Here is a 21,466-nt window from a genome sequence, read left to right as displayed (position 1 = left end):
GTAAAGCCAATGGAGTGGTGAAAATTTCCATATTTTAAATCATAAATGCAAAGGGATATGCTATGATTAAGTAAAATATTTAAATATTCGTAAAATATAATTTTTACAGAATAAAATTAAGTATAAAGGAATGACGGGATATGATTGCATTTGTGTTAGTTGTTTTGACACTATTCCTCATACCAGGTCCGGCTGTAATGCTGACATTGGCTCAAAGTGTAAGCGGAGGAAGAAAAAGTGGGATTTTCACAGGCCTCGGGATTGCGGTTGGTGACTTGATTCATACACTAGCTCTAGTATTGGGGCTTTCAGCTATTTTAATGACGTCGGCACTTGCATTTGAAGTCATAAAATATTTAGGGGCAGCCTATCTTTTTTTTCTTGGGATTCGTGCCTTTTTAGAAAAATCAAAGGGCATCGCTTTGCCATCCGTCAACACTGCAAATTCTGGGAGTTCTTTTAGCCAGGCGGTCGTGACGGAGGTATTAAACCCGAAAACTGCATTGTTCTTTCTTTCCTTCCTGCCCCAGTTTGTGCAACCGGAAGAAGGTTCGGTCGTGATGCAGCTACTAGTATTGGGGCTTACATTTGTTGGATTGAGCATACTTTATACTACAATTCTTGCTTTTATAGCGGGTTCTATGAGCGAGTGGTTGACTAAAAACCGGACATTATCCCGCTGGCAGGGAAAGGTCGTGGGATTTGTTTACTTGGGCTTGGGTGTATATATGGTGTTTCAACAAAAATAACTTAATCAAACCACTTAGGAAGTATAGGGAAAGTGGGAGAAGGAGTGTGTGAAATGGTCGAAGGATATCGTTTTTCCCATCGCCTTAAAGTCCGTTATTCGGAAATCGATGGGCAAAAAATTGTTTTCAATGCGCATTATTTAACGTATTTAGATGTTGCTGTCTCGGAATATTTTCAGGAAGGCTTACAGTTGGATATTGCAGAGCTTGCTGAGAATGGACAATTTGATTTTGTTCTGGCCAAAACCACTTTGGAATACAAAAGTCCGGCTCGTTTAGGTGAATGGTTAACCATTTGGTGCAGGATGGGCAAGATCGGAAAAACAAGCATGACGATGGATTTTATCATTACAAGAGAAGGGGAGACTGCCCCCTTGCTTTTGGCCGAGATTATATATGTCAGTTACAATCCGCATACTCAGTCTTCTGAGCTTGTGCCTGATTTTATTCGTGAGCGGATCGAACAGTTTGAGAAAGGTAAATTTGCTGGGTAATGGGGTCGTCTGAAGGCTGCCTTTTTTAATTTCTAAATACGGCGAATTTAATCGATAGAATAGCAATTGCGGAACTCCGCCAAGTAAATTTTAAGTTCCATTTAACGAGGTCGAGGACCGGATTGGCAGTCTCTTTTTTAAACAACTTGATTAAAACAGGACAAGAATTGGAAAAGATAAATTTATACGGACTCGTAATATTTCTTCACTAATAGGTGGGGGGAAGACCATGTATGAAAAAATGATAAAATCATTGGATACCGCTAAGCTGCATGATGCCGAAACACTGATAAAGGAATTTCGTCAAAGGCTTCCTGGCGTGTATACAGACAAAACCGTTGGTACATACAGTCATGCGTTGAGTCTTGTACTAAAAATCGGAGTGAAGCTGGATTACACTCCTATGATGCTTTATTTACCGGCACGGCCGAAACTCACCGACAGCCTGGTCAGCCAGTTCCAGCAAATAAATAAAGTGCTCGCAACGAGAAGTCAAAACAAAGAGTGGTTTCATGACTTTTTTGCCTTGTTTGTGGCCATGCCTGCACATTTGACCCTATCTTGGGGTGAGATTGAAGAGAAGGTTATGGAAATCCACAAATCAATGAGCCCAAAATGAAAAAGGACGCCATCTGAAAAAAATGGCGTCCCATTTGGGTGAAATTCATTTATCTTTTGAATGAAAATAGCTTTAACAACGGATGCTTATTTTTGTCAGTAATCTTTAACTCGTTCATCACAATTCGTTCTTCATGGTCAGCAATCCATTCCTTAAGCTCTTTTTTATCTTGGCATTGGGAATAGTATGTTTCTCCACCTTTTCCAACAGCGTTAATAACATACCTACAAGAAGAGTTCCCCATATTACCCACCTTTTTATAATGTCGTCAAAAGCTTTATCCATTATAACAAGATTGAACAGGAATTCCACCCTTTTTTAGTATGTTTTTTTTGTAAAAATACATGCCGGAAGACCTAAATCCCTTAACGAACTGTAACAATATTAAACTTCTATACGCCTGGTAAATAATGGATTTTAATGTTTGTGTTATAGTGATTTATCGTTTTAGCCTAAAACACCTGTTTCGGCATACATCGAAACATCCATAGAAGCGAAAATCCCAGTTGAAGGTATATTAAAGCAGTTGAAAGATGAGAAATATAACATTCTAAAAGTCGCAGAATTTTATGAATTGAATGATTTGACACAATAAGAAGAAGGTAAAAGCAACAGAGTTCGGGGAGAGACATCTAATTAACGAAAGTGTGTATGAATTAATAAAAGATGATATGAATAGAATCCTGCTTTTCCAATAGATACAGAGGGATTCGTGTGATCAGAATAATTTTGGACTGCCTCCATATATTAACGAAATGGAGGTGAATTGATCATGGGAAAGGATAAGCAATTTTTAGATTCAACTAAAGGAAATGAAGAGTCTCAGCACATGGGGAAGGGTGTCGCACGTAACACTCGCATAATCCATGGCACACCCGATCCGCGCGGTAAAAATGGTCCTCAAATTGATTCGGACATAAAAGATTATGATTAACAATATGTAGTACGCTCATATTTCCAATAAACAAAGAAGAACCTATTTTTTAATCAATCGTTTGATTAAATGCTACTTATTAATCAAACGATTGATTAAATAGGTTCGGCTGGTTAAGACCTTTTCTTTTTGCGGATAAACAATACAACAAATACGATGATTCCAATGGCTATTAAGGCGTAGGCAATGTTTGAATAAATTCCCATGAAATAGGTAATGTCTTCCCAAGACTCACCCAAAGCAGCACCAACGCTTACGAGGATGATATTCCATATAAGTGTCCCAATCGTAGTAAAAATAACAAACAGTCCAAATTTCATATTTGACATCCCTGCTGGAATCGATATAAGACTTCTGATTAGTGGGATCATACGGCAAAAAAGGACGGTCCAGTATCCATACTTGTCAAACCAGGCATCCGCTTTATGGATGTCCTTTTTGCTTACCCGGAGGATATGACCCCAGCGGTCTACAATTTTCTCTAGTCTCTCTACGTCAAGGAGAAGACCGATTCCATATAAAATAATAGCGCCAACGACAGATCCAGCTGTTGCCGCAGCGACCACACCCGGAATGGTCAATCCCGAGTATGTTGTCATAAATCCTCCGAATGGAAGAATTACTTCAGATGGGATAGGAGGGAATACATTCTCTAGCGCAATCATTAAGAAGATACCTAAATATCCAAACTGTTCCATAAAATCTGTAATCCAATTTTGCATGTGAACCTCCGATTGTTTCTTTGATAATGATTATCTTAATTATATCAAAGTCGAGAGTCAAAAAAATCTATTCATGGTCTTCGGTATTAAACCATGACAAAAAATAAAAACACCCCTGGATCATACAGGTACAATCCATGAGGTGTTGTGGATTATTGTTTTTTGTTTAAGCTTTCTTCAGCCATTTTGATAAGTTCCTTTACCATGCTTCCACCCAATCTGCCCCCTACCTTTCCAGCCTGACGGGGTGTGAGATGACCGTTATACCCTTCTTTGAGAGGGACTCCAGTTTCTTCGGCAGCCTCAAATTTTGCGTTTTCTGGGTTCTGCACATTAGCGACTTTTGCTTTCAAATCATCAAGCGCATTTCGTGCTTCCGGAACAAGGATTCTATTTTTGCGTCTTGCCATTTTACTCCCTCCTTATTGTTAGTTTTGGATAAATGAAAGGAAAACATGTATCAGTAGGAAGCAGCAATCTTATGTAAAGCTCACAAAAAAATGGGCCAGCTCCTGGCTGGCCAATAGTTGGAACTATTCATGTTTTTTTGAGAGGCAGCGGTCGCATTCCATTAAATAGGATTCCGCTTGTTCCATGATGTGATCCCCGCATTCTGTGCATTGTTTAGGCGGCAGTTTTCTAAAAAATTCAACCGGACTCATCATTTGCATAGTATTTTCCTCCTCTAATTATATTACAGTTTGTTAATGTAAATTTTGTTATAATACAGGTGGGGCGTAATAAGCTATTCACCTCGTTTTGAAAGGCAGCGGTCGCACTCCATTAAATAAGATTCCGCTTGTTCCATGATGTGGTCTCCACACTCTGTACATTGTTTAGGTGGTAAATTTCTAAAAAATTCAACCGGACTGATCATTTGCATAGTATTTTCCTCCTCTAATTATATTACAGTTTGTTAATAGACATTTTGTTATAATACAGATGGGGCATAATAAACTATTCACTTCGTTTTGAAAGGCAGCGGTCGCACTCCATTAAATAAGATTCCGCTTGTTCCATGATGTGATCTCCACATTCTGTACACTGTTTAGGTGGCATGTTTCTAAAAAATTCAACCGGACTAATCATTTGCATGTAATTTTCCTCCTTTTATATTACACAATCATTTATCTCCATATGTTATATTACAGTTGGTACCTAAAAATTATTCATCTTTTTTGGATAAGCAGCGATCACATTCCATTAAATAAGACTCTGCCTGTTCTAAGATATGGTCCCCGCATTCCGTGCATTGCTTTGGTGGCAAGCTCCTAAAAAATTCTACTGGGCTGGTGATTTGCATGGTTTATCCTCCTTTTTGTAATACAGTTTATTTTTTGTTCTCTTGTTATAATACAGTATATACCCGTTATTTAAAAATGTATAGATAAATATCAGAAAAATTAAAATTTTTTTCTGACTTTTTTCTCCTTTATTCATTTGTTTAAGACCCAGCACAAACAGGGTAATTTTCTTGTAGAAAACTTATTGCGATTTATTACGGAGGAAATTGCCATGACAAGGAGCATGATTATCATAAATCCATCATCGGGAAAGGAAAGGGCGACGGAAATTCTTCCACGGCTTCTGGAAGTTTTGCGTAATCTGTACGATGATGTTTTAGTAAGGAAAACAGTAAGTGTGGGGGATGCGGAAGAGTTTGCTCAGGAGGCTTGCAATGAAGGCTATGAGGCTGTCATATCAATAGGAGGGGACGGTACGATCAGTGAAACCATAAACGGTTTGTCTGGACAACGGCACAGACCTGATCTTGGAATCATTCCAATGGGAACAATCAATGATTTTGCGAGGGCATTGAACATCCCATTAGATCCCATACAAGCCACTGAAATATTAACAAGTGATTATACCAGACCGGTTGATATTGGCAAAATCAATGGTCGTTACTTTATGAATGTACTTGCAGCAGGTGCAATAGCTGAAGCTGCTTATATGGTAACCCCTGAGCAGAAAACAAGGCTGGGCTCTTTTGCTTATTTCTTCGAGGGGATTAAAACAATCATCAATAAGGCACCGTTTACACTAACTATTGAACACGACGGAGGAAAGTGGATCGGAGAAGCCTACCTGGTGGTGTCGGCACTGACCAATTCAGTTGGGGGTTTTGAAGTACTAGCTCCTGATGCCCGGGTTGATGATGGAAAAATGCATACATTTGTCATCAAGGATTTTTCATTCACACAAGCAATGACAATTCTTCCTAAGCTATTAAAAGGGGAACTTAAGGAGCATGACCAGGTAGAATATATCCGATCAACGAAAATAAAGGTTTCAGCCTCCAAAAACCTTGTCGCCAATATCGACGGGGATGAAGGTGAGCCACTGCCATTTACGGCACAAGTATTAAAACAGCATTTGAATGTGTTTGTTCCAAAGTAACTTAGAAATCCAAAAAGCTGCTTTCCTGTTATAGGGAAGTCAGCCTTTTTTTTTCAGCATATTGGATTACTGGAATGTGTGGTAGTTATTTTACTTTATTTTTAGCCACATTATCCCGGGAAATGTGTTATAATGTTTGTTCGTAAGAGAAAAGTGAATACTAGAACCATCTTCTAATCCTTTATATCTTGCAAATATAAAAAGCGAAAGGTGGTCATTAAGTTGACAGAAAATAAACCGTATAGAGTATTGCTCTATTATCATTATGTTACTATTGATAATCCTGAAGAATTTGCAAATGAACATCGCGAATTGTGTAATGAGTTAGGGCTTAAGGGACGCATCCTGATAGCACCTGAAGGGATAAATGGTACAGTTTCCGGAACAATTGAGCAAACTGATAAATATATGCAAGCAATGAAGGAAGACCCTCGTTTCTCAGAAATGGTATTTAAAATAGACGAAGCCGAGGAACATGCATTCAGGAAAATGAAAGTGCGTGCTCGGCCAGAGCTTGTTACTCTTCGGCTTGAAGATGATATTAACCCGCACGAATTAACTGGTAAGTATTTAAACCCGAAAGAATTCTACGAACAAATGCAGGATGAGGATACGGTGGTTCTTGATGCACGTAATACCTATGAATATGATCTTGGTCACTTTAGAGGGGCGATTAGACCGGATGTAGAAAACTTCCGTGATCTTCCTCAATGGGTCCGTGATAATAAGGAAAAACTGGAAGGGAAAAAGATCTTAACCTATTGTACAGGCGGAATCCGTTGTGAAAAATTCTCCGGATGGCTCGTCAGAGAAGGGTTTGAAGATGTATCCCAGTTGCACGGTGGAATTGCCACATACGGGAAAGACCCTGAAGTACAAGGGGCCCTTTGGGATGGACAAATGTACGTATTTGATGAAAGAATAGCCGTTCCAATCAACCAGAAAGAACATGTGATTGTCGGACGTGATTATTTCACTGGCGAGCCTTGCGAACGCTATATTAACTGTGCAAACCCATTCTGTAACAAAAAGATACTAAGCTCTGAGGAAAACGAGCACAAGTATATGCGTAGCTGCTCACATGAGTGCCGTGTTCACCCTTCAAACCGATATGTGGTTGAGCATGGTTTAACAGAAGAGCAAGTGGCGGAAAGACTTTCAAAAATTGAAGAATCTACTACAGTATAGTACCCATCTAAAAAACACCTTTAGCCCTGAAACCGGGTTGGCTAAAGGTGTTTTTTATGCTGAAATATTATAAAATTTTTCTTCCCTCTTGTGCTAAAGCATAGTAAATGCCGTGTTGAAGGGTATTGAAGAAATTATATTTCGTCAGATCATTGGTCGTTTGTGCGATGATCATGGCCAATTCGGCAGAAATTCCAACGAGTATGGTTTCCGTACCGATAAGGGAAGCTGCGGAAGCAAGCTTGTTGATGAAAGAAACAGTATATTCGCTAATATGCTTATCAAGACCTGTCAAATCCAGGACTAAATATTTAGCCTTATGGGCAGGGAGGTTGTTCAATGTTTTTTCGATAAGCTGTTCGGAGCGGATCTCATCATATTTACCGAGAAGCGGAACTACAACAATTCCCTCTAGGACAGGAATTGTTGGGGAAGAAATTTCTTTTACCATGTCGTTTAATTCTCGTGTCCGCTCTTCCACGATGTGTTCTAATTTGCGGATCTGTTCTGCCTCTTCACTTCTTGCAAGCTCATGAATATTGCGTTGGACCGTCGTTTCAGAAGGGAAAAATTCATAATTAAACACAGTATTGTTATTTTCGAAGGAGACCTCAATTTCCTTATACCAGATATTTTGATCGAATAAACCGGACAATAATCCAGCAAAATGGCCTGGTATAAACCTGCCGTGCTGCTTTCTGCCTTGGGCCTTATTGATCTTGGATTCCCAGCTGTCCTCGATTTGCATGGCGGCCGTTTTGCCATCAGCGTCCAGGGATGTTACGGTGAACTTCCCCCATCCAGCCGAGGCATATGTATTAGGAATTAAAGATAGGGCATCTACAACGGGAAGACTCAGATTTTTAAAGTATTCTCCGACAACCAGACCCTGCCGGTAGCCAGTTGTTTCGAGAACAAGGTTCGCTGCTTTCTCTCCAGATATTTCTTCAATCGTGTCAAAAAAAGACTTCATAGCACTGCTTATCCAAAATAGTACTGCATCTGAATTTTCATATTGGAACGTGCCTTTTTCTAGATTCCATGAGAAATTTAGGCCGCCGATCGTAATATTTTCTTTATTTACAGTTTCGCTATGGTTTTCCATGCTTATAGTAACTCTCCTTTAATTCTGGTGTGTGACGTAGTAAAACGAGTAGCATGCTATAGAGTCATAATTATTTTACCATTACTTTAATACATGATGCACTGAGCATGGCTTATCATCAGCTTTCAACATTAATGAATTATTCATAGGATGATTCTGGAGTCACTAGCAGGTTTCGGTCGACTGATTTGCTATGATCAAATTCTACCTTTTAATGTTGTATTGAAACATACCATAAAATAAGAACTATCCTGTAAATGGAGTTCCCAAGCTATTATATCTAAAGCATGTAAATCCTATTTTTAATTTATGATTCGAACCTGAATGGGATGGAAAAAAGTGAGCTGCAGACTGCCGAGATTCCTAGCGAACTGCTCCGAGGTCGTTGGCTAGGATCTTTTTCTGCTACATAAGACGATGCCTAAAAAGGTCATCTACCCAGGCAAACGAGTCAACTCGATGATATTTTTCGAAACGGGGAAGCATTCTAGATGGAAGATGTCGCATCCTTCTCAATAATGGCGTTCGTCTGAAATAGCTAATGGCCATAGGGGGGGAATATAATTTCAAATAAGCAATTTGGGGCTATCCTAATTAGGGCTTAAATTTGAGGTTTGATAAACAGGTGATTGGCAAAAATGGGTCAGTATGTAGCTGTGTTTTAATTCGTCAATTCATGCTTGACTAACGTGGAAGCCGAAAACAACGAAAAAAGAGAAATATTTATTTGCATAGAGAGTGCAGCATTCACACTGCCCACCATGAAAATGATGTTACATTTCTGACGTTTACTGAATAATCTGGTAGGAAAAACCTTTGCCTATTATCAGGAACGTTTTTTGATTTATAAATACATGAAATATTTGTTATGGTTTAGACAGGCGGCTTCGGAATCGATTCTGGGCGTTTTTTGTTATGTGGACTCCTTACCATCCTGCCAATCTTGCTCATTTGCTTTTAATTCCGATAAGGATGAGCGCGACACCTAAGAATATGCAGGCAATCTTGAAAAATGACAGTTTTTCAGAAACTCCAAAAAGCCCAACTGTTGTTGTGGTAACAAGAATAATTGGCCCTACTAGGGCTAGTGAACTGTTGACGATGAGAGCCTTTTCGATATCATTCAACCTAAGCATCAGGAATCCGGCAAAGATTTCAATGCTACCGGAAAGCAAACGCAACGTAGCCATAATTAATACTGCTTTTTCTATCACTGTAAACATAATTACCTCCTGCAACCATCTTCACCACATTGTATGCAGCAATTCCCGGAAACAGGACAAGTTTGAAAAATTTCAAGAAGGACCGTAAGAGGGAGTGTAGCTTAACCTGTATGAATGGCTACTTAACGCAGTTTCAATAAGGAAAAATTAGCAACTGAAATTTTCACAATACCTCATTTCACAAGAAAATAAACAACCGCCAAAGGGCTTAGCTACAATTAAGCAAAACACACCGGCTCACATGGAGGACGGTGTGTTAAGGGGTGTGATTGTATTAATAAGTTGAATTTTGGTTTCCGGACGTGTTCACGCTAACAGACTTGACATCTGCTGATAACTCGGTACCGGTATTCTGGGATGTTGGGGTCGTGCTAGAAGTTGAATTCTTAAGCTGGGTGCCTGCTTCAGCAACCTTTGACCCGACTTCCTTAATGCCACCTGTTGCGTCTTTCGCAATGTTTATAGCATCAGATGATAACTGTTTTACTTCGTTTACTTTTCCAAAGACATCTTCATTCACTGTCTGATAAATTTTTTGAGCTTCATTAATTGCTTCTTTCAAGGTTTCAGATGCATCTTTAAATCTTTGAACCATTTGATCCTTCATTTCTGTCGGATTTTCTTTTACCTGTGTTAACATGTCCATGGAGGTATCCTTCAGGTCAACTGCCTTGGTTTTTACTTTGCTACGGGTAGAAGAATCCAAAAGCGTTATAGCCCCGCCGATAATTCCTCCCAGAATAATGCCCTTTAACAATTTGCTGTTGCTTTGAGTATCAGCCATTGTGTAAGTATCAGTCATCACCTGGCCATCTGCCATCGTTTGGGTTTCCATCAAAAATTCCTCCTCTTTTTAAATATGTTTTATAGGCTTATCCGTGTTTTTCCCGGATTTTTCTCCGCTTAAACTTAAAGATGAAAAGAACCAACAACGGAAAATGGTCTTAGTAGAGTTTATTAATAATTTTACAAAGTTCAAGCTAGTGATTTTGGCTAAATAAATTTAAATTTTGAACAAAGTATCATCAGTTTTTATTTTACATAAATGCCATTGATTTTATGACCTCATTGGAAGGAGAGCCTAGCTTTTTGAATTTATAGAGCCGTTCGAACGGTTCTAATTGCCAGTTAGATAATGAAAAAGGCCCGAGGGAACTCTCTCGGGCCTTTTCATAGTGTTATTAAGCTAGAATAAGATTATCCAATTCTTGAGCGGACTTCTTATTTACAATCTCTTCAACTTCAGAGCCTTCAAGAGTTTCTTGCTTCAATAGAGCTTCCACCAGTGCCTCGTATTGCTCTTGGTTTCCTGAAATGAGTTCCTCTGTCTGCACAATGGCCTCCTGGAACAATGCCTGCATTCTTAATTCCTTATCAGTTTTATTGAAACTTAAGGTGAAACCGTCCTGAAGCATGCCTGTATCCACCATCTGTTCCAATAGATACTTCGCCTGCTGTACATCGCCACCGACACCAACGCTGTGTTCCCCTAGGTACATGCGCTCTGCGACTCCGCCGGCAAGAATCATTTTTACCTGATCGAGCAGCTCGCTGGTTGTCGAAAGGTGCAGCTCTTTCTGGATAGGGGCGACATAGCCAAGTGCTTGACCACGTGGAATGATTGTGGCTTTTCTGACAGAACCGGGCTTGGTCAGACTAGCGACCAAGGCGTGGCCGCTCTCGTGAATCGCTACGCGTCGTTTCGTTTCCTGGTCATTAAGCATGCGAGATGTGGTGCCGAGGATGGTCCGGTCAATGGCATAGTCCATATCATCCTTCTGAATCGTATCCTGTCCGTTCCGTAGTGCACGCCTGCTCGCAGTTTCAAATAGAGAGCTGATTTCGGCACCGGAAAAACCTGAGGTGCTCTCCGCCAGGTCATCCAATGAAGCAGTCACATCAGGAGCCAGCTGTTTACCTTTTGCGTGGATGGAGATAATTTCCCTTCTGCCCTTTGTATCTGGTAGAGGGACCTGGAAAGAAAAATCAATTCGGCCTGGACGAAGGAAAGCTTCATCAAGCATATCTTTTCTATTAGTAGCAGCAATGAACAAAATTCCGTCATTGTCATGGCCACCGTCGAGTTGAACAAGCAATTCGGTGAGTGTCTTCTCGCCTTCTTCTCCGCCGTGCTGCTTTCGCTTGCCTGCAAGAGCATCAACCTCGTCGATAAAGATGACAGCGGGTTTCTGTTTTCTGGCAGCCTGGAAGAGGCTGCGGACCCGGGCGGCACCGACTCCGATGAACATTTCGTTAAAAGCAGAACCGCTTGTGGAGAAGAAGTTTGCATTTAATTCTTTTGTAATCGCCTGGGCAAGCAAGGTTTTTCCTGTTCCTGGAGGTCCGTATAATAAAACCCCTTTTGGAGGTTTGATCCCAAGTTTGTTTGAACGTTCAGGTTCCTTTAAAATAGAAAGGGTTTGAAAGATCTCTTCTTTCATTTCTTCCTGGAGGCCTCCCACATCGTTTAATGTAATAGAAGGGAGGGGTCTTGCAGTAGAAATGCTGTGCTTCATTTTTGTTGCCCCGATGCCGCCTTTGGATTTCCTGTGGAGGAAAATCCCTGCAGCGACAGATACCGCGACTAAACCAGCCATGATCCAAGGGCTGTACCTGCTGTTCGGTGAATAAGAGTATTGGATATTATATTTCTCGATTAGCTTATCTATCATTTGGCTGTTGGGAGGGACATGTGAAACATATTTTCCGTCTTCGGTTGTCAAATGAATGGCACCGTTGCGCTTTTCTTCTAAAGTAACAGGCTTTCCGTCTTGAGCCTGGATTGTTTTTTCAATGGAGGAAAAAGGAATCGCAGTTTCTTTCGCATTCCCGTATATATACCAGGTAATCCCTGTAATGGCCACAATACAAGCCAGAATAACCGGCAGAAACTTTGAAACAAGGGTCGAGTTAGATTTCAGATGACTCATCTCCTTAAATAATATAGATATAGTATAAAAAATTCTGACTAGTATTGTACAGGGCAAATATCCTATTTAAACTAGTAATTTCTGTAAATACCAAGGTGGTAAGCAGGCATATTCCCTGTTTTGAAGCGTTGAAAGAGAGACTGTTATATTGTTATAGTTCAAATATCATGTTGTTGTTTAAATGGAATGCGATTCCCATTCAAGGTTATAATGTAAACGAACGAAATAGGATATGGCTCCTTTCTACAAAAAGAATAGTGTAAAGGCAGTGAGTGGTTTTCTTATGAGTAAATTTACAAGAGATTATGTAATTACAATGAAAGATATAGTAAAAGAGGGGGACCTGATTCTACGTCAGGTTATTGATGAGGTCAACCTTCCTCCTTCCCAAGAAGATAGGGAAGAACTTGCTTGCATGATGCAATTTTTAAAGAACAGCCAGGACCCGGACCTTTCCCAAAAGTACGGCCTTAGGGCAGGCGTAGGGTTATCAGCGAACCAAATTGGGCTCAATAAACGAATGTTTGCTGTGTATTTTACAGATGAAAAAGGGAAGCTTCATGAATATGAATTGATTAATCCAAAAATTATCAGCACTTCAGCAACGATGGTATACCTCCCGCAAAGTGAAGGCTGCCTTTCTGTGGATCGCGAAATAAGCGGGTTCGTTCCCAGATATGAAAGGATAAAATTAAAGGCTTATGATACGGAAGGAAGTGAAATACATTTACGCTTTAAGGGGTTTCCAGCAGTCGTCATCCAGCACGAAATGGACCATTTGAACGGTATCATGTTCTATGACCGGATAAATAAGGAGAATCCGTTCAAGCTTCCTGAAAATGTCGACATAAAAAGTATTTAATAAAATGGCAAAGCACATGTGCTTGTCATTTTTTTAATTAACTATGCTCTTAATGACTTTTAAAGTTGCGCACCTGTTATACTATGCTCCTCTATAGTAAGATGAAAACTAATCAAACTCGAGCTACATCATCGGCAGGTTGTCATCCCGAAAGCACGTAGGACGAGCTTTGATTTTCGCCATACCCCGTTACAAGGTTTTCTCAGAAGATCTCTTAAAAAATTTGGAAAAGTAAATTTTTCATAAAACTAATTGATAATGAATTTCAATCTCTGTTAAAATATATATATAATATGTGAATTAAGAGGAGAACATTAAAAATGAGTAAATGGAAAGCATCCTTAGCAATCTTATTGTCCACTAATCTACTGTTTGGTTGTGCTCAGTCCAATGATAATGCTTCGGCTGAAAATGAATCAAAGAAAGAGCCCACCGCTGCAGCGTCCGAATCAAGTAAATTGGATGATGTAGCAACAGAATACCGCACATATGCATTGGGAGAAATTGAATCGTTTGTAACATCAACAGAGGAATTCACAAACGCGGTAAAATCAGGTGATATTGAGAGAGCAAAAGCAGCTTATGCACCTGCACGTATGCATTACGAACGTGCAGAGCCAATTGCGGAGGTATTCGGGGACCTAGATCCCAAAATCGATGCTCGTGAAGGTGATGTGCCAGAAAATGAATGGACTGGCTACCACCGTATCGAAAAAGGTCTCTGGGCTGAAAACACGACAAAAGGCTATGAAAAGTATGCAGAGCAGTTGATGAACGATGTGAATCTTTTGCGTGCAAAGGTGGAGACGGTACAGGTCACGCCGGAGCTGTTGATCACAGGTGCCGTAGATCTGTTAAATGAAGTATCCACCTCAAAGGTAACAGGGGAAGAAGACCGGTATTCTCATACAGATTTATATGATTTCGCTGCTAACGTTCAGGGAGCTGAAAAAATTTATCAACTATTAAACCCGGCACTAGCGGAAAAGGATAAAGCGCTTAGCGAGGAAATCCAAAAGCGTTTCGACGATGTTTACAATCTTTTGAACCAACACAAAAAAGGTGAAGCTTACAAGCTTTATACAGAGTTAACAAAGCCGGAAGTAAAACAGTTAAGCCAATCTATTGATGCTTTAGCTGAACCGCTTTCTCAAATAGGGATCGTAACGGGGGCATCTTAATTGGAAAACGAATCTCAAAGAAGTACGGAAAATTCTTTTTTATTGTCTAAAAAGGTCTCAAGAAGAAATATGCTTAAAACGGCCGGGGCTGGTGGTGTCGGGATGTTGATTGGAGCGTCCGGCATCGGAGGCCTCCTGTCTTTATCAAATACAAAGGTAACAAAAGGTGAAACATTTCAGGATAAGATTCCTTTTTACGGGCAGCACCAAGCCGGAATCATCACTGAAGCACAAAATCATATTTATTTTGCCTCGCTTAATATAACAGCGGGGAGTCGCGAAGAGGTTATTAAAATGTTCAAAGACTGGACAGAGGCATCTGCTGCTATGACAGAGGGGAAACCAGTCGGTGAACACGATGGCAACCTGTTCCTGCCTCCAAAGGATACGGGGGAAGCCGTTGGTCTTGCCCCATCTAACTTGACTATTACATTTGGAGTCGGGCCAGGCTTGTTTGATAAAGACGGAAAGGACCGTTTCGGTTTACGTAACAAAAAGCCTAAGGAATTGAAGGACCTACCAAAGTTCCCGCTCGATTCATTGGAGGATAAATGGACCGGAGGAGATATTTGCATACAGGCATGTGCGGATGATCTTCAAGTGGCTTTTCACGCAGTCCGGAACCTGGTAAGAATTGCCCGTGGGAAAGCATTAATCCATTGGGTGCAGTCTGGATTCCAGCGCACAAAGCAGGCTGACTCCAAGAAAGAAACGCCAAGGAATTTATTCGGTTTTAAAGACGGCACGGTCAATCCAGACCTAAATAATAGAAAAGAAATGGACCAGCACGTTTGGGTTCAGCCAGGTGATGGTCCAGGGTGGCTTACTGGAGGAAGTTATATGGTGGTTAGGCGCATCCAAATGTTTATCGAAGTATGGGACCGTACAGCATTGCAGGAACAGGAAAATACATTTGGAAGGCACAGGGATAGCGGAGCGCCGATCGGGCAAAAAAATGAGTTTGATACGCCTGAATATAATAAGAAGGATACTAACGGCCAGCTTGCCATTCCGGTTAATTCCCATATGCGTCTTGCGCATGGTGATGGGTCACAGCAAATCCTGCGTCGTGCCTATTCATATACTGATGGGATGGACCCTGAGACAGGAAGTTTTGATGCCGGGCTGTTGTTTATCTGTTTTCAGCGTAATCCGGAGAAGCAATTTATCCCCATGCAACAACGCTTAGTTAAAATGGATAAACTGAATGAATACACTGTTCATAAAGGGAGTGCCATTTTTGCCTGCCTGCCTGGAACGAAAAAGGGCGGTTATATCGGAGAGACACTTTTTTCATGATTGTGTCTTTTTTTTCATAGGGAGAGATCAATGATATGCGCAAGATAATTAGAAATGGAATTCAACTATCGATACTGGTGTTCTTAATGGTGTTTTTTTCTTATATTCCAGCGGGTCAAGCGGCTGAAAACCATGACAAGCTATTGGTTTATATCGGTGACAGCTTAATGAAAGCAAAAAAAGGTGATATGGAAGCTGTTCGGAAAAATATGGCATCGTTTGAAACGGAATGGAATTCAGTAAGAAACTTGGACAGCAAACAAGCAGCAGTGGTCGACGAAAACCTTAAGGCTGTTAAGCAAGCATTACAAGGTAGCAATGCTGAACCTGACAAAGTGAATACGCTTCTTTCTGCTTTATCTAGTTCCGTTGTCCAATATGATCACCAACTAAATCCGGCCGACACGGAAAAAGAAAAAGAACGTGTGAAGGCCTTGATCCCTTTACTCGACGAGATGACAGCTACCATTTCAGATGAAAATCTTTCAAAAGCAAAGATCCAGTACTCCAATCTATTAAGCTCATGGACGGGAGTCGAAAAAATCGTGCGCAACGAAAGTGTTGTTTCGTACGGGGAAATAGAAAAACACATGGCATTCATTCGCATTGCAATTACGCAAGAACCGGCCGACAAGGAAAAAGCGCTAACAAGTCTTTCAAGCTTGAAGAATTCGATTAATGACTTTGCAAACGGCAATGTGAAAAAAGGAGAAAAATCAAGTTATTCACTATCAGATGTGACACGGCTGTTGACTGAAAGTATTAACGGGATTGAAAATCACGACTTAAATCATGCGAAAAGCAATTTGAATGAAATCTTAAATTTCTGGCCAATGGTAGAAGGTGACGTACAGACTCGTGATCCCAAGCTGTATAGTGATGTGGAGACCAAAATTCCTGCTGCTATATCGCTGCTGGAATCAAAAAAGGTGGATACGGAAAAAACCGCGAATATTGTTAAAGATTTAAATAGCCGCCTTCTGCCTCTGACAGAAAAAACAAGTTACTCTATTTGGGATGCAGCCCTAATTTTGTTGCGTGAAGGATTAGAAGCATTGCTGATTGTTGCGACACTTTTATCGTTCCTCAAAAAGGTTAATGAGGGAGACAAGCAAAAGTGGATTTGGTTCGGAGTTGGGACAGGTCTTTTATTAAGTGCGGTATTGGCAGTAATGATTAATATTGTATTTTCCACTATCACTGCCGCATCCAGCAGGGAATATATTGAAGGCGTAACCGGAATTGCCGCAGTTCTTATGATGATTACAGTAGGAGCGTGGCTTCACAATAAATCCGCTATTGGAAACTGGAACAAATACATTAATAGGCAACTGGGGCAGGCGATGGCAAAGGGCGGTTTAGCTTCGTTTACATTTATCAGTTTTCTGTCAATATTCAGGGAAGGTGCCGAAACAATCATATTTTATGCTGGAATGGCGCCGTATATAAGCATGAGTAAGCTTCTGATTGGCGTGGTGATCGCTTTTGTTATTTTGGGGATCGTAGGATATGTGATTATCAAATACAGCGTGAGGCTTCCTATTTCGCTATTCTTTTTCATCGCAACCATACTGATTTATGCTTTATCCTTTAAAATACTAGGAATCAGCATCCACTCGCTTCAGGTTTCACAGGTCATCGCCACCCATACTCTACATTCCGTCCCATTCATTGAGTGGATTGGGCTGTATCCTACATGGGAAACGATTGTACCGCAAATCATTTTGTTATTGATCATACTAGGAACAACATATTGGATAAAAAGTAATGAAATGAAGACAAAAGGAGTTCCTCAATGAGGGCTTCTTTTTTATAATAATTATAAATAAATATTGATTATAATTTTACAAGTTGTATAATATACCTATAAAGAAAACTACAAAACATTTATATATAATCATGTAAAAGATAAGCCGTCGGGGGTGGAAATTAAGATGCAAACAAAGGTATGTAACGCATGCGGGAAGCCAATGAAGAAATTAAAGCATTCCATTCTTTGTGATTGCGGGCCAAGAATCTTGACGGACCGCCACGCTGTAAAAGAAAAGAAGTGAATGCACCTGAATCAGGTATACCAATAAATGTGCTAAACAAAGCCGATGTTCCATACTAGTAGGACATCGGCTTTTTATAGAAAATAATAAAGACTGCCTAATAAATGGGCAGTCTTTAAATAGTGTGTTATTAATCTTTTAACCTGCTGATTCCGTCCTGCAAGCGGCCTTTTAGTTTATCCATTTTCCCCTCGGCTTGAAGCCCGGGGTCGCCTTTTGCGTTTCCGGCCTGGTCTTTTACTTCACCTTTGATATTATTGACCGTACTTTTTACTTTATCAGAAAAATCGCCCATCAATGCTTCCTCCTTTCTGGGTGTTTATATATAAGATATACCCGTTATCGTGAAGGATAAACACTATTGGTTAGCATTACACAATTCTTCTAAGATGCGAGGATGTCCTTGCTCCTGCCGTTGATAAACTCAATGGCTGCTTCAATAATAGCATCGCGGTCATAATCCAGTGATGCGACGTGGTATGAGTTGTTGAGGGACATCATGCTTTTTCCCTTTGAAGAGACTGAATCGTAAATCTCAAACGAACATTCGTGCGGGACAACATGATCGTCAGGGGAATGGAAAAGTAAAATGGGACATTTTACTTTTTGCAAAGAATCCCTAGCGATATCCATCAATGAAAGCAGCTGATGAATGGCATGTATCGGAACCTGTGTGTAAGTAATTTCAACAGCTTGCGGATCTTTGATATCAGGTTTGCCTTCCGGAATGAATCTTGGTGTGGTGCGATGCCTATACTGTTCATACTCCGGCACATTTAACGCTGCATTTATCGTCAAAACTCCGTCACACTCAACTTTTCCGGCAAGGGTCAATGCCAAAGCTCCGCCCATGGATTGTCCAATCACGAAGACCTTGCTGCATGTTTGTTTTAACAGATGATATCCATCTTCCACATCTCTTATCCAATCCTGATATCTGCTTGATTCCATTTCTTCAACAGTAGTTCCATGGCCTTTTAATCTTATGGAGTAAACAGTAAAACCATGTTCTGCAAACTTTTGTCCGATAAATTCCATGCTTTGGGGAGTGCCGTTAAACCCATGGCAGATTAAGATGCCCGTGGAGTTTCCTTTTAAAAAATAGGATTCAGCTCCGGGGATTACAGTTGATTTGTTCATTGTAAACATTCTCCTTTCCACAAATCAGTTCAATAAAAAGCATGTTGCTGTAGGAGCCGCCAGCAATCGAAATCGCTGCAATGACCGCAAGCTATTCTCCCTATATTCTTACACATTTTAATTTTAATTAATCCTATAAATTTACTTGGTTTAATGCTAGCATGGTATAAGTTCTAAAGTCAATCAAAAATAGACAGAAAGTTCTATTAAAAAATGTGTCATAGGGGGTGGCCCCGTATGACACATTTATTATAAATGTACATGTTATCCGGATAGAAGAAGCTATAAAACTGTCTCATACAGATTGAGCGGCTTAAGGGCATGGCTTCTATTGATGAAGACAAAAGCATCATACCGCTCCGAAATGACAGAAGGGACATAATTGCCAAAGTGTTCATATTCTGGATTGTAGACAACCCCGATAGCACGATGTCCAATTTTCGATGAAAACAGATGGCGGTTTCCTTCCTCAAAGAATAATATCTTGTCGAAATCCCCTGTTCGATTCAGGATATCTTCCCAGCTTCCCAGTTTTGCTTTTGGAACGGTTTTTTCCTCAAGCTCCACTCCCCATTCATCCGCGGCAATTACAGTTCCGCTATGTGTTCCAAATCCAACAACATATACGTCTTCGGTGCGGTTTTGTTCCCGAACAATCTGTCCGACATTAATCAGTCCATTATCAGCCATATCGGTAGCACGAGCATCTCCTACATGTGTATTGTGTTCCCAGACAATGGCTTTCGCATCAGGGCCGTAAAAATCCATCACTTCATTCAATGCCTCAACCATATGCAAATCCCGTATATTCCAGGATTTTTCATCATTAAGAATCATCGTGCTGTAGTATCGCTCAGCATTAGCTGTAACAAGAGCATTCACTTTGATATCCAAGCTGCTTTCTTCTTCATATTGATATAGGTGCCTGCTTTCACTGATTCGGTGTAATAGCTTGGTAACTTCCTCGACGCAGCCCTCTGAATAAACAGCCGATGAAATGGCATACTTTTCATGGTTACGGTTAAACGGTTCAAAACAAGAAAAAGCTTTTTTTGCCAAAGCGAGGTCTGGGGAATTGTTTCTTTCAAGATGGCGTACCACTTCTTCCATGGATTCCCACAAACTGTACACATCAATGCCGTAAAATCCCACCTTTTTCGTGCCGGATTCTGAGCGGTTATGTTCTTTTAACCATTCAGCGAATTCAGCGATTTCTTCGTTAGCCCACATCCAAGTTGGCCACCGGTTGAACGACTGCAGTACTTCTTCCGCCGTTTTACTATTTTTATCATAACCTTTTATATATCCATTCAGTTTTTGGCTTGCCGGCCAATCTCCCTCGACAGCAATAATATTGAAACCTTTTTCCTTTATCAGTTTTTTGGATATCTCGGCGCGGACTTTGTAAAATTCTGATGTGCCATGAGAAGCTTCTCCTAAAAGGACAATTCTCGAGTCGCCGATCTTTTTAACCAGTGCATCCAAATCATGAGGATCCTTGAAGGGGACAGCATGCTCCCGTACATTCTCAGCAAGTTGTTTAAGCATGAAAATCATCCTTTCATGATTACTTATATTCTGCCTGATAAGAGTTTTGGCCGGCATGCACTGATAACAATGTATCAACGTAGCCTACCAGGCGATTAACTAGTTCATCTGCTATTGCATAGACCAATTGGTATGCCTCATCTTTGTACAGGTCTGGATCATCAAATATAATGGTTGTATTAATAAAGACTTCTTTATTGCCATACAGATTATAGTGAATGATGGCTTTTCCTGCGGCTCCGCCTGATTTGGGATCTTTATAGCCGGGAAGAAATATATACCATTCTTCGGCGGTTGCTGAACGAAAGTTCTTGGTAAAAGTCATTCTATCGATCACTTCTTCAATTTCTTTCTGCTTGTCAGGGTGGATGCTTTCAATGGATTTATACCCCATAGATGCCTCCGCTATGCTGCTGTTTATTCTGCAGGAGCCGACTCAACGGCCACTTCATATGCATTTAAGATATTCTCCCTTTCAACCGGATCGTCTAAACCTACCAAATACTGCTCTCCATCTTCTTCTTCAACCCTCATTAATATAAGGTCATCACCAGAGCTTAATAAGGCATAAGAATTATCTTCTATATCGAATAAAGCATCGACCGCATACTGCTTTTCCTCGCCGTTTTCTTCCTCAACAATAATGAAATCCCTGATTTCAGGAACAGTCATTTAGTATCACCTCCATCTTTGTTTTGTCTTAACTTCCCCCCAGGGGGAAAAATGATTCGAATAAGTGTTGACATAAAAAAACAAAGCGATTAATATAGTTAAGTCGCTTTGAAAAAGTGAAAACATAGTGAATTCAAGTCGTAATAAGTTTTAAAAAACTGTTGACTTTTTCTTTATAAAGCACTATGATTAATAAGTCGGTTCGTTTACTTACATATTAAATAATTTCGTTTTTCGCAGAAGTTGACAACTGAATTATTTCGTGTTACATTAATTGAGTATTGCTCTTTGAAAACTGAACAAAACAAAGCGCCAACGTTTTTTAATAGTGAGCAAACACTTTAAA

Annotated in this window: 26 protein-coding genes; 10 read left to right on the top strand and 16 right to left on the bottom strand. The window is 40.3% G+C overall.

Annotation, left to right across the window (positions count from 1 at the left end):
• The first annotated feature begins 140 nt into the window (after positions 1-140).
• From CUU64_RS12605 to CUU64_RS12595, 3 genes are all read left to right on the top strand, one after another.
• The gene (locus CUU64_RS12605; protein ID WP_101633991.1) at positions 141-749 is read left to right on the top strand and encodes a LysE family translocator; all 609 of its coding nucleotides are present in this window, start codon (positions 141-143) and stop codon (positions 747-749) included.
• A 53-nt stretch (positions 750-802) separates the two neighbouring features.
• Positions 803-1,243, top strand: a complete 441-nt coding sequence (locus CUU64_RS12600; protein WP_101633990.1) for an acyl-CoA thioesterase — start codon at positions 803-805, stop codon at positions 1,241-1,243.
• Positions 1,244-1,472: 229 nt separating this feature from the next.
• On the top strand, positions 1,473-1,862 hold the full coding sequence (locus CUU64_RS12595; protein ID WP_101633989.1) for a hypothetical protein: 390 nt from the start codon (positions 1,473-1,475) through the stop codon (positions 1,860-1,862).
• A gap of 49 nt (positions 1,863-1,911) precedes the next feature.
• Here CUU64_RS12595 and CUU64_RS12590 read toward each other — a convergent pair whose 3' ends face one another.
• The gene (locus CUU64_RS12590; RefSeq protein WP_101633988.1) at positions 1,912-2,106 is read right to left on the bottom strand and encodes a hypothetical protein; all 195 of its coding nucleotides are present in this window, start codon (positions 2,104-2,106) and stop codon (positions 1,912-1,914) included.
• A 528-nt stretch (positions 2,107-2,634) separates the two neighbouring features.
• Here CUU64_RS12590 and CUU64_RS22040 point away from each other — a divergent pair.
• Complete coding sequence (locus tag CUU64_RS22040; RefSeq protein WP_180954588.1) at positions 2,635-2,796, top strand: hypothetical protein; 162 nt, start codon at positions 2,635-2,637, stop codon at positions 2,794-2,796.
• Between the two features lie 113 nt (positions 2,797-2,909).
• Here CUU64_RS22040 and CUU64_RS12585 read toward each other — a convergent pair whose 3' ends face one another.
• The 6 genes from CUU64_RS12585 to yhfH (CUU64_RS12560) form a co-directional block, all read right to left on the bottom strand.
• Entirely contained in the window at positions 2,910-3,518 is a 609-nt protein-coding gene (locus CUU64_RS12585; RefSeq protein WP_101633987.1) for a DedA family protein, read from the bottom strand.
• A gap of 152 nt (positions 3,519-3,670) precedes the next feature.
• Positions 3,671-3,928 (bottom strand): alpha/beta-type small acid-soluble spore protein, encoded by a 258-nt coding sequence (locus tag CUU64_RS12580; protein ID WP_101633986.1) that lies wholly within the window; start codon positions 3,926-3,928, stop codon positions 3,671-3,673.
• A 123-nt stretch (positions 3,929-4,051) separates the two neighbouring features.
• Positions 4,052-4,189, bottom strand: a complete 138-nt coding sequence (gene yhfH, locus CUU64_RS12575) for a protein YhfH (RefSeq protein WP_101633985.1) — start codon at positions 4,187-4,189, stop codon at positions 4,052-4,054.
• A gap of 74 nt (positions 4,190-4,263) precedes the next feature.
• Complete coding sequence (gene yhfH / locus CUU64_RS12570; RefSeq protein ID WP_101633984.1) at positions 4,264-4,401, bottom strand: protein YhfH; 138 nt, start codon at positions 4,399-4,401, stop codon at positions 4,264-4,266.
• 74 nt (positions 4,402-4,475) lie between these two features.
• Positions 4,476-4,613 carry a protein YhfH gene (yhfH, locus tag CUU64_RS12565; RefSeq protein ID WP_101633983.1) on the bottom strand — a complete coding sequence of 46 codons (138 nt, stop codon included), beginning with the start codon at positions 4,611-4,613 and terminating at the stop codon, positions 4,476-4,478.
• Between the two features lie 70 nt (positions 4,614-4,683).
• Positions 4,684-4,821, bottom strand: a complete 138-nt coding sequence (gene yhfH / locus CUU64_RS12560; RefSeq protein WP_101633982.1) for a protein YhfH — start codon at positions 4,819-4,821, stop codon at positions 4,684-4,686.
• 212 nt (positions 4,822-5,033) lie between these two features.
• On the opposite strand from yhfH (CUU64_RS12560), the gene CUU64_RS12555 reads away from it, so the two are divergent.
• The gene (locus CUU64_RS12555) at positions 5,034-5,918 is read left to right on the top strand and encodes a diacylglycerol/lipid kinase family protein (RefSeq protein ID WP_101633981.1); all 885 of its coding nucleotides are present in this window, start codon (positions 5,034-5,036) and stop codon (positions 5,916-5,918) included.
• A 222-nt stretch (positions 5,919-6,140) separates the two neighbouring features.
• Entirely contained in the window at positions 6,141-7,106 is a 966-nt protein-coding gene (gene trhO, locus CUU64_RS12550) for an oxygen-dependent tRNA uridine(34) hydroxylase TrhO (RefSeq protein ID WP_101633980.1), read from the top strand.
• Between the two features lie 67 nt (positions 7,107-7,173).
• Here the strand turns inward: trhO and CUU64_RS12545 are convergent, their stop codons facing one another.
• From CUU64_RS12545 to CUU64_RS12530, 4 genes are all read right to left on the bottom strand, one after another.
• Positions 7,174-8,211, bottom strand: coding sequence for an STAS domain-containing protein (locus CUU64_RS12545; RefSeq protein ID WP_101633979.1), 1,038 nt, complete (start codon positions 8,209-8,211; stop codon positions 7,174-7,176).
• 947 nt (positions 8,212-9,158) lie between these two features.
• Positions 9,159-9,434, bottom strand: coding sequence for a YqhV family protein (locus CUU64_RS12540; RefSeq protein ID WP_180954587.1), 276 nt, complete (start codon positions 9,432-9,434; stop codon positions 9,159-9,161).
• Between the two features lie 274 nt (positions 9,435-9,708).
• On the bottom strand, positions 9,709-10,269 hold the full coding sequence (locus tag CUU64_RS12535; RefSeq protein WP_180954586.1) for a YtxH domain-containing protein: 561 nt from the start codon (positions 10,267-10,269) through the stop codon (positions 9,709-9,711).
• A gap of 346 nt (positions 10,270-10,615) precedes the next feature.
• Positions 10,616-12,364 (bottom strand): AAA family ATPase, encoded by a 1,749-nt coding sequence (locus CUU64_RS12530; protein WP_101633978.1) that lies wholly within the window; start codon positions 12,362-12,364, stop codon positions 10,616-10,618.
• 283 nt (positions 12,365-12,647) lie between these two features.
• On the opposite strand from CUU64_RS12530, the gene def reads away from it, so the two are divergent.
• The 4 genes from def to CUU64_RS12510 all read left to right on the top strand — a co-directional run bounded on the left by def (position 12,648) and on the right by CUU64_RS12510 (position 17,505).
• Positions 12,648-13,226, top strand: coding sequence for a peptide deformylase (gene def / locus CUU64_RS12525; protein WP_101633977.1), 579 nt, complete (start codon positions 12,648-12,650; stop codon positions 13,224-13,226).
• Positions 13,227-13,546: 320 nt separating this feature from the next.
• Positions 13,547-14,407, top strand: a complete 861-nt coding sequence (efeO, locus tag CUU64_RS12520) for an iron uptake system protein EfeO (protein ID WP_101633976.1) — start codon at positions 13,547-13,549, stop codon at positions 14,405-14,407.
• Positions 14,408-15,706 carry an iron uptake transporter deferrochelatase/peroxidase subunit gene (gene efeB / locus CUU64_RS12515; RefSeq protein WP_257985512.1) on the top strand — a complete coding sequence of 433 codons (1,299 nt, stop codon included), beginning with the start codon at positions 14,408-14,410 and terminating at the stop codon, positions 15,704-15,706.
• A gap of 35 nt (positions 15,707-15,741) precedes the next feature.
• Complete coding sequence (locus CUU64_RS12510) at positions 15,742-17,505, top strand: FTR1 family iron permease (protein WP_101633975.1); 1,764 nt, start codon at positions 15,742-15,744, stop codon at positions 17,503-17,505.
• Positions 17,506-17,890: 385 nt separating this feature from the next.
• On the opposite strand, the gene CUU64_RS12505 is transcribed toward CUU64_RS12510, so the two are convergent.
• The 5 genes from CUU64_RS12505 to CUU64_RS12485 all read right to left on the bottom strand — a co-directional run bounded on the left by CUU64_RS12505 (position 17,891) and on the right by CUU64_RS12485 (position 21,120).
• The gene (locus CUU64_RS12505) at positions 17,891-18,055 is read right to left on the bottom strand and encodes a CsbD family protein (protein ID WP_101633974.1); all 165 of its coding nucleotides are present in this window, start codon (positions 18,053-18,055) and stop codon (positions 17,891-17,893) included.
• An 89-nt stretch (positions 18,056-18,144) separates the two neighbouring features.
• Positions 18,145-18,900 (bottom strand): alpha/beta hydrolase, encoded by a 756-nt coding sequence (locus tag CUU64_RS12500; protein WP_101633973.1) that lies wholly within the window; start codon positions 18,898-18,900, stop codon positions 18,145-18,147.
• Between the two features lie 282 nt (positions 18,901-19,182).
• On the bottom strand, positions 19,183-20,448 hold the full coding sequence (locus CUU64_RS12495; protein WP_101633972.1) for an erythromycin esterase family protein: 1,266 nt from the start codon (positions 20,446-20,448) through the stop codon (positions 19,183-19,185).
• A gap of 19 nt (positions 20,449-20,467) precedes the next feature.
• Positions 20,468-20,842, bottom strand: a complete 375-nt coding sequence (locus CUU64_RS12490; RefSeq protein ID WP_101633971.1) for a hypothetical protein — start codon at positions 20,840-20,842, stop codon at positions 20,468-20,470.
• A gap of 23 nt (positions 20,843-20,865) precedes the next feature.
• Positions 20,866-21,120 (bottom strand): DUF1292 domain-containing protein, encoded by a 255-nt coding sequence (locus CUU64_RS12485; RefSeq protein ID WP_101633970.1) that lies wholly within the window; start codon positions 21,118-21,120, stop codon positions 20,866-20,868.
• Between the last annotated feature and the right edge of the window lie 346 nt (positions 21,121-21,466).

Origin of the sequence: Bacillus sp. V5-8f (assembly GCF_002863565.1) — a bacterium.
In the GTDB taxonomy this organism is placed as follows: Bacteria; Bacillota; Bacilli; order Bacillales; family DSM-1321; genus Peribacillus.
The sequence above is the reverse complement of the archived record's forward strand: the minus strand, read 5'-3'. Positions and strand labels throughout refer to the sequence as shown.

Coding starts and splice junctions, on each gene's coding strand:
- CUU64_RS12605 (WP_101633991.1), top strand. CDS start 141: ATGATTGCATTTGTGTTAGTTGTTTTGACACTATTCCTCATACCAGGT.
- CUU64_RS12505 (WP_101633974.1), bottom strand. CDS start 18,055: ATGGGCGATTTTTCTGATAAAGTAAAAAGTACGGTCAATAATATCAAA.
- CUU64_RS12600 (WP_101633990.1), top strand. CDS start 803: ATGGTCGAAGGATATCGTTTTTCCCATCGCCTTAAAGTCCGTTATTCG.
- CUU64_RS12595 (WP_101633989.1), top strand. CDS start 1,473: ATGTATGAAAAAATGATAAAATCATTGGATACCGCTAAGCTGCATGAT.
- yhfH (WP_101633984.1), bottom strand. CDS start 4,401: ATGCAAATGATCAGTCCGGTTGAATTTTTTAGAAATTTACCACCTAAA.
- efeO (WP_101633976.1), top strand. CDS start 13,547: ATGAGTAAATGGAAAGCATCCTTAGCAATCTTATTGTCCACTAATCTA.
- CUU64_RS12510 (WP_101633975.1), top strand. CDS start 15,742: ATGCGCAAGATAATTAGAAATGGAATTCAACTATCGATACTGGTGTTC.
- yhfH (WP_101633982.1), bottom strand. CDS start 4,821: ATGCAAATCACCAGCCCAGTAGAATTTTTTAGGAGCTTGCCACCAAAG.
- yhfH (WP_101633983.1), bottom strand. CDS start 4,613: ATGCAAATGATTAGTCCGGTTGAATTTTTTAGAAACATGCCACCTAAA.
- CUU64_RS12585 (WP_101633987.1), bottom strand. CDS start 3,518: ATGCAAAATTGGATTACAGATTTTATGGAACAGTTTGGATATTTAGGT.
- CUU64_RS22040 (WP_180954588.1), top strand. CDS start 2,635: ATGGGAAAGGATAAGCAATTTTTAGATTCAACTAAAGGAAATGAAGAG.
- CUU64_RS12540 (WP_180954587.1), bottom strand. CDS start 9,434: ATGTTTACAGTGATAGAAAAAGCAGTATTAATTATGGCTACGTTGCGT.
- CUU64_RS12530 (WP_101633978.1), bottom strand. CDS start 12,364: ATGAGTCATCTGAAATCTAACTCGACCCTTGTTTCAAAGTTTCTGCCG.
- CUU64_RS12580 (WP_101633986.1), bottom strand. CDS start 3,928: ATGGCAAGACGCAAAAATAGAATCCTTGTTCCGGAAGCACGAAATGCG.
- CUU64_RS12495 (WP_101633972.1), bottom strand. CDS start 20,448: ATGCTTAAACAACTTGCTGAGAATGTACGGGAGCATGCTGTCCCCTTC.
- CUU64_RS12485 (WP_101633970.1), bottom strand. CDS start 21,120: ATGACTGTTCCTGAAATCAGGGATTTCATTATTGTTGAGGAAGAAAAC.
- CUU64_RS12545 (WP_101633979.1), bottom strand. CDS start 8,211: ATGGAAAACCATAGCGAAACTGTAAATAAAGAAAATATTACGATCGGC.
- CUU64_RS12590 (WP_101633988.1), bottom strand. CDS start 2,106: ATGGGGAACTCTTCTTGTAGGTATGTTATTAACGCTGTTGGAAAAGGT.
- CUU64_RS12490 (WP_101633971.1), bottom strand. CDS start 20,842: ATGGGGTATAAATCCATTGAAAGCATCCACCCTGACAAGCAGAAAGAA.
- def (WP_101633977.1), top strand. CDS start 12,648: ATGAGTAAATTTACAAGAGATTATGTAATTACAATGAAAGATATAGTA.
- yhfH (WP_101633985.1), bottom strand. CDS start 4,189: ATGCAAATGATGAGTCCGGTTGAATTTTTTAGAAAACTGCCGCCTAAA.
- CUU64_RS12500 (WP_101633973.1), bottom strand. CDS start 18,900: ATGAACAAATCAACTGTAATCCCCGGAGCTGAATCCTATTTTTTAAAA.
- CUU64_RS12555 (WP_101633981.1), top strand. CDS start 5,034: ATGACAAGGAGCATGATTATCATAAATCCATCATCGGGAAAGGAAAGG.
- CUU64_RS12535 (WP_180954586.1), bottom strand. CDS start 10,269: ATGGAAACCCAAACGATGGCAGATGGCCAGGTGATGACTGATACTTAC.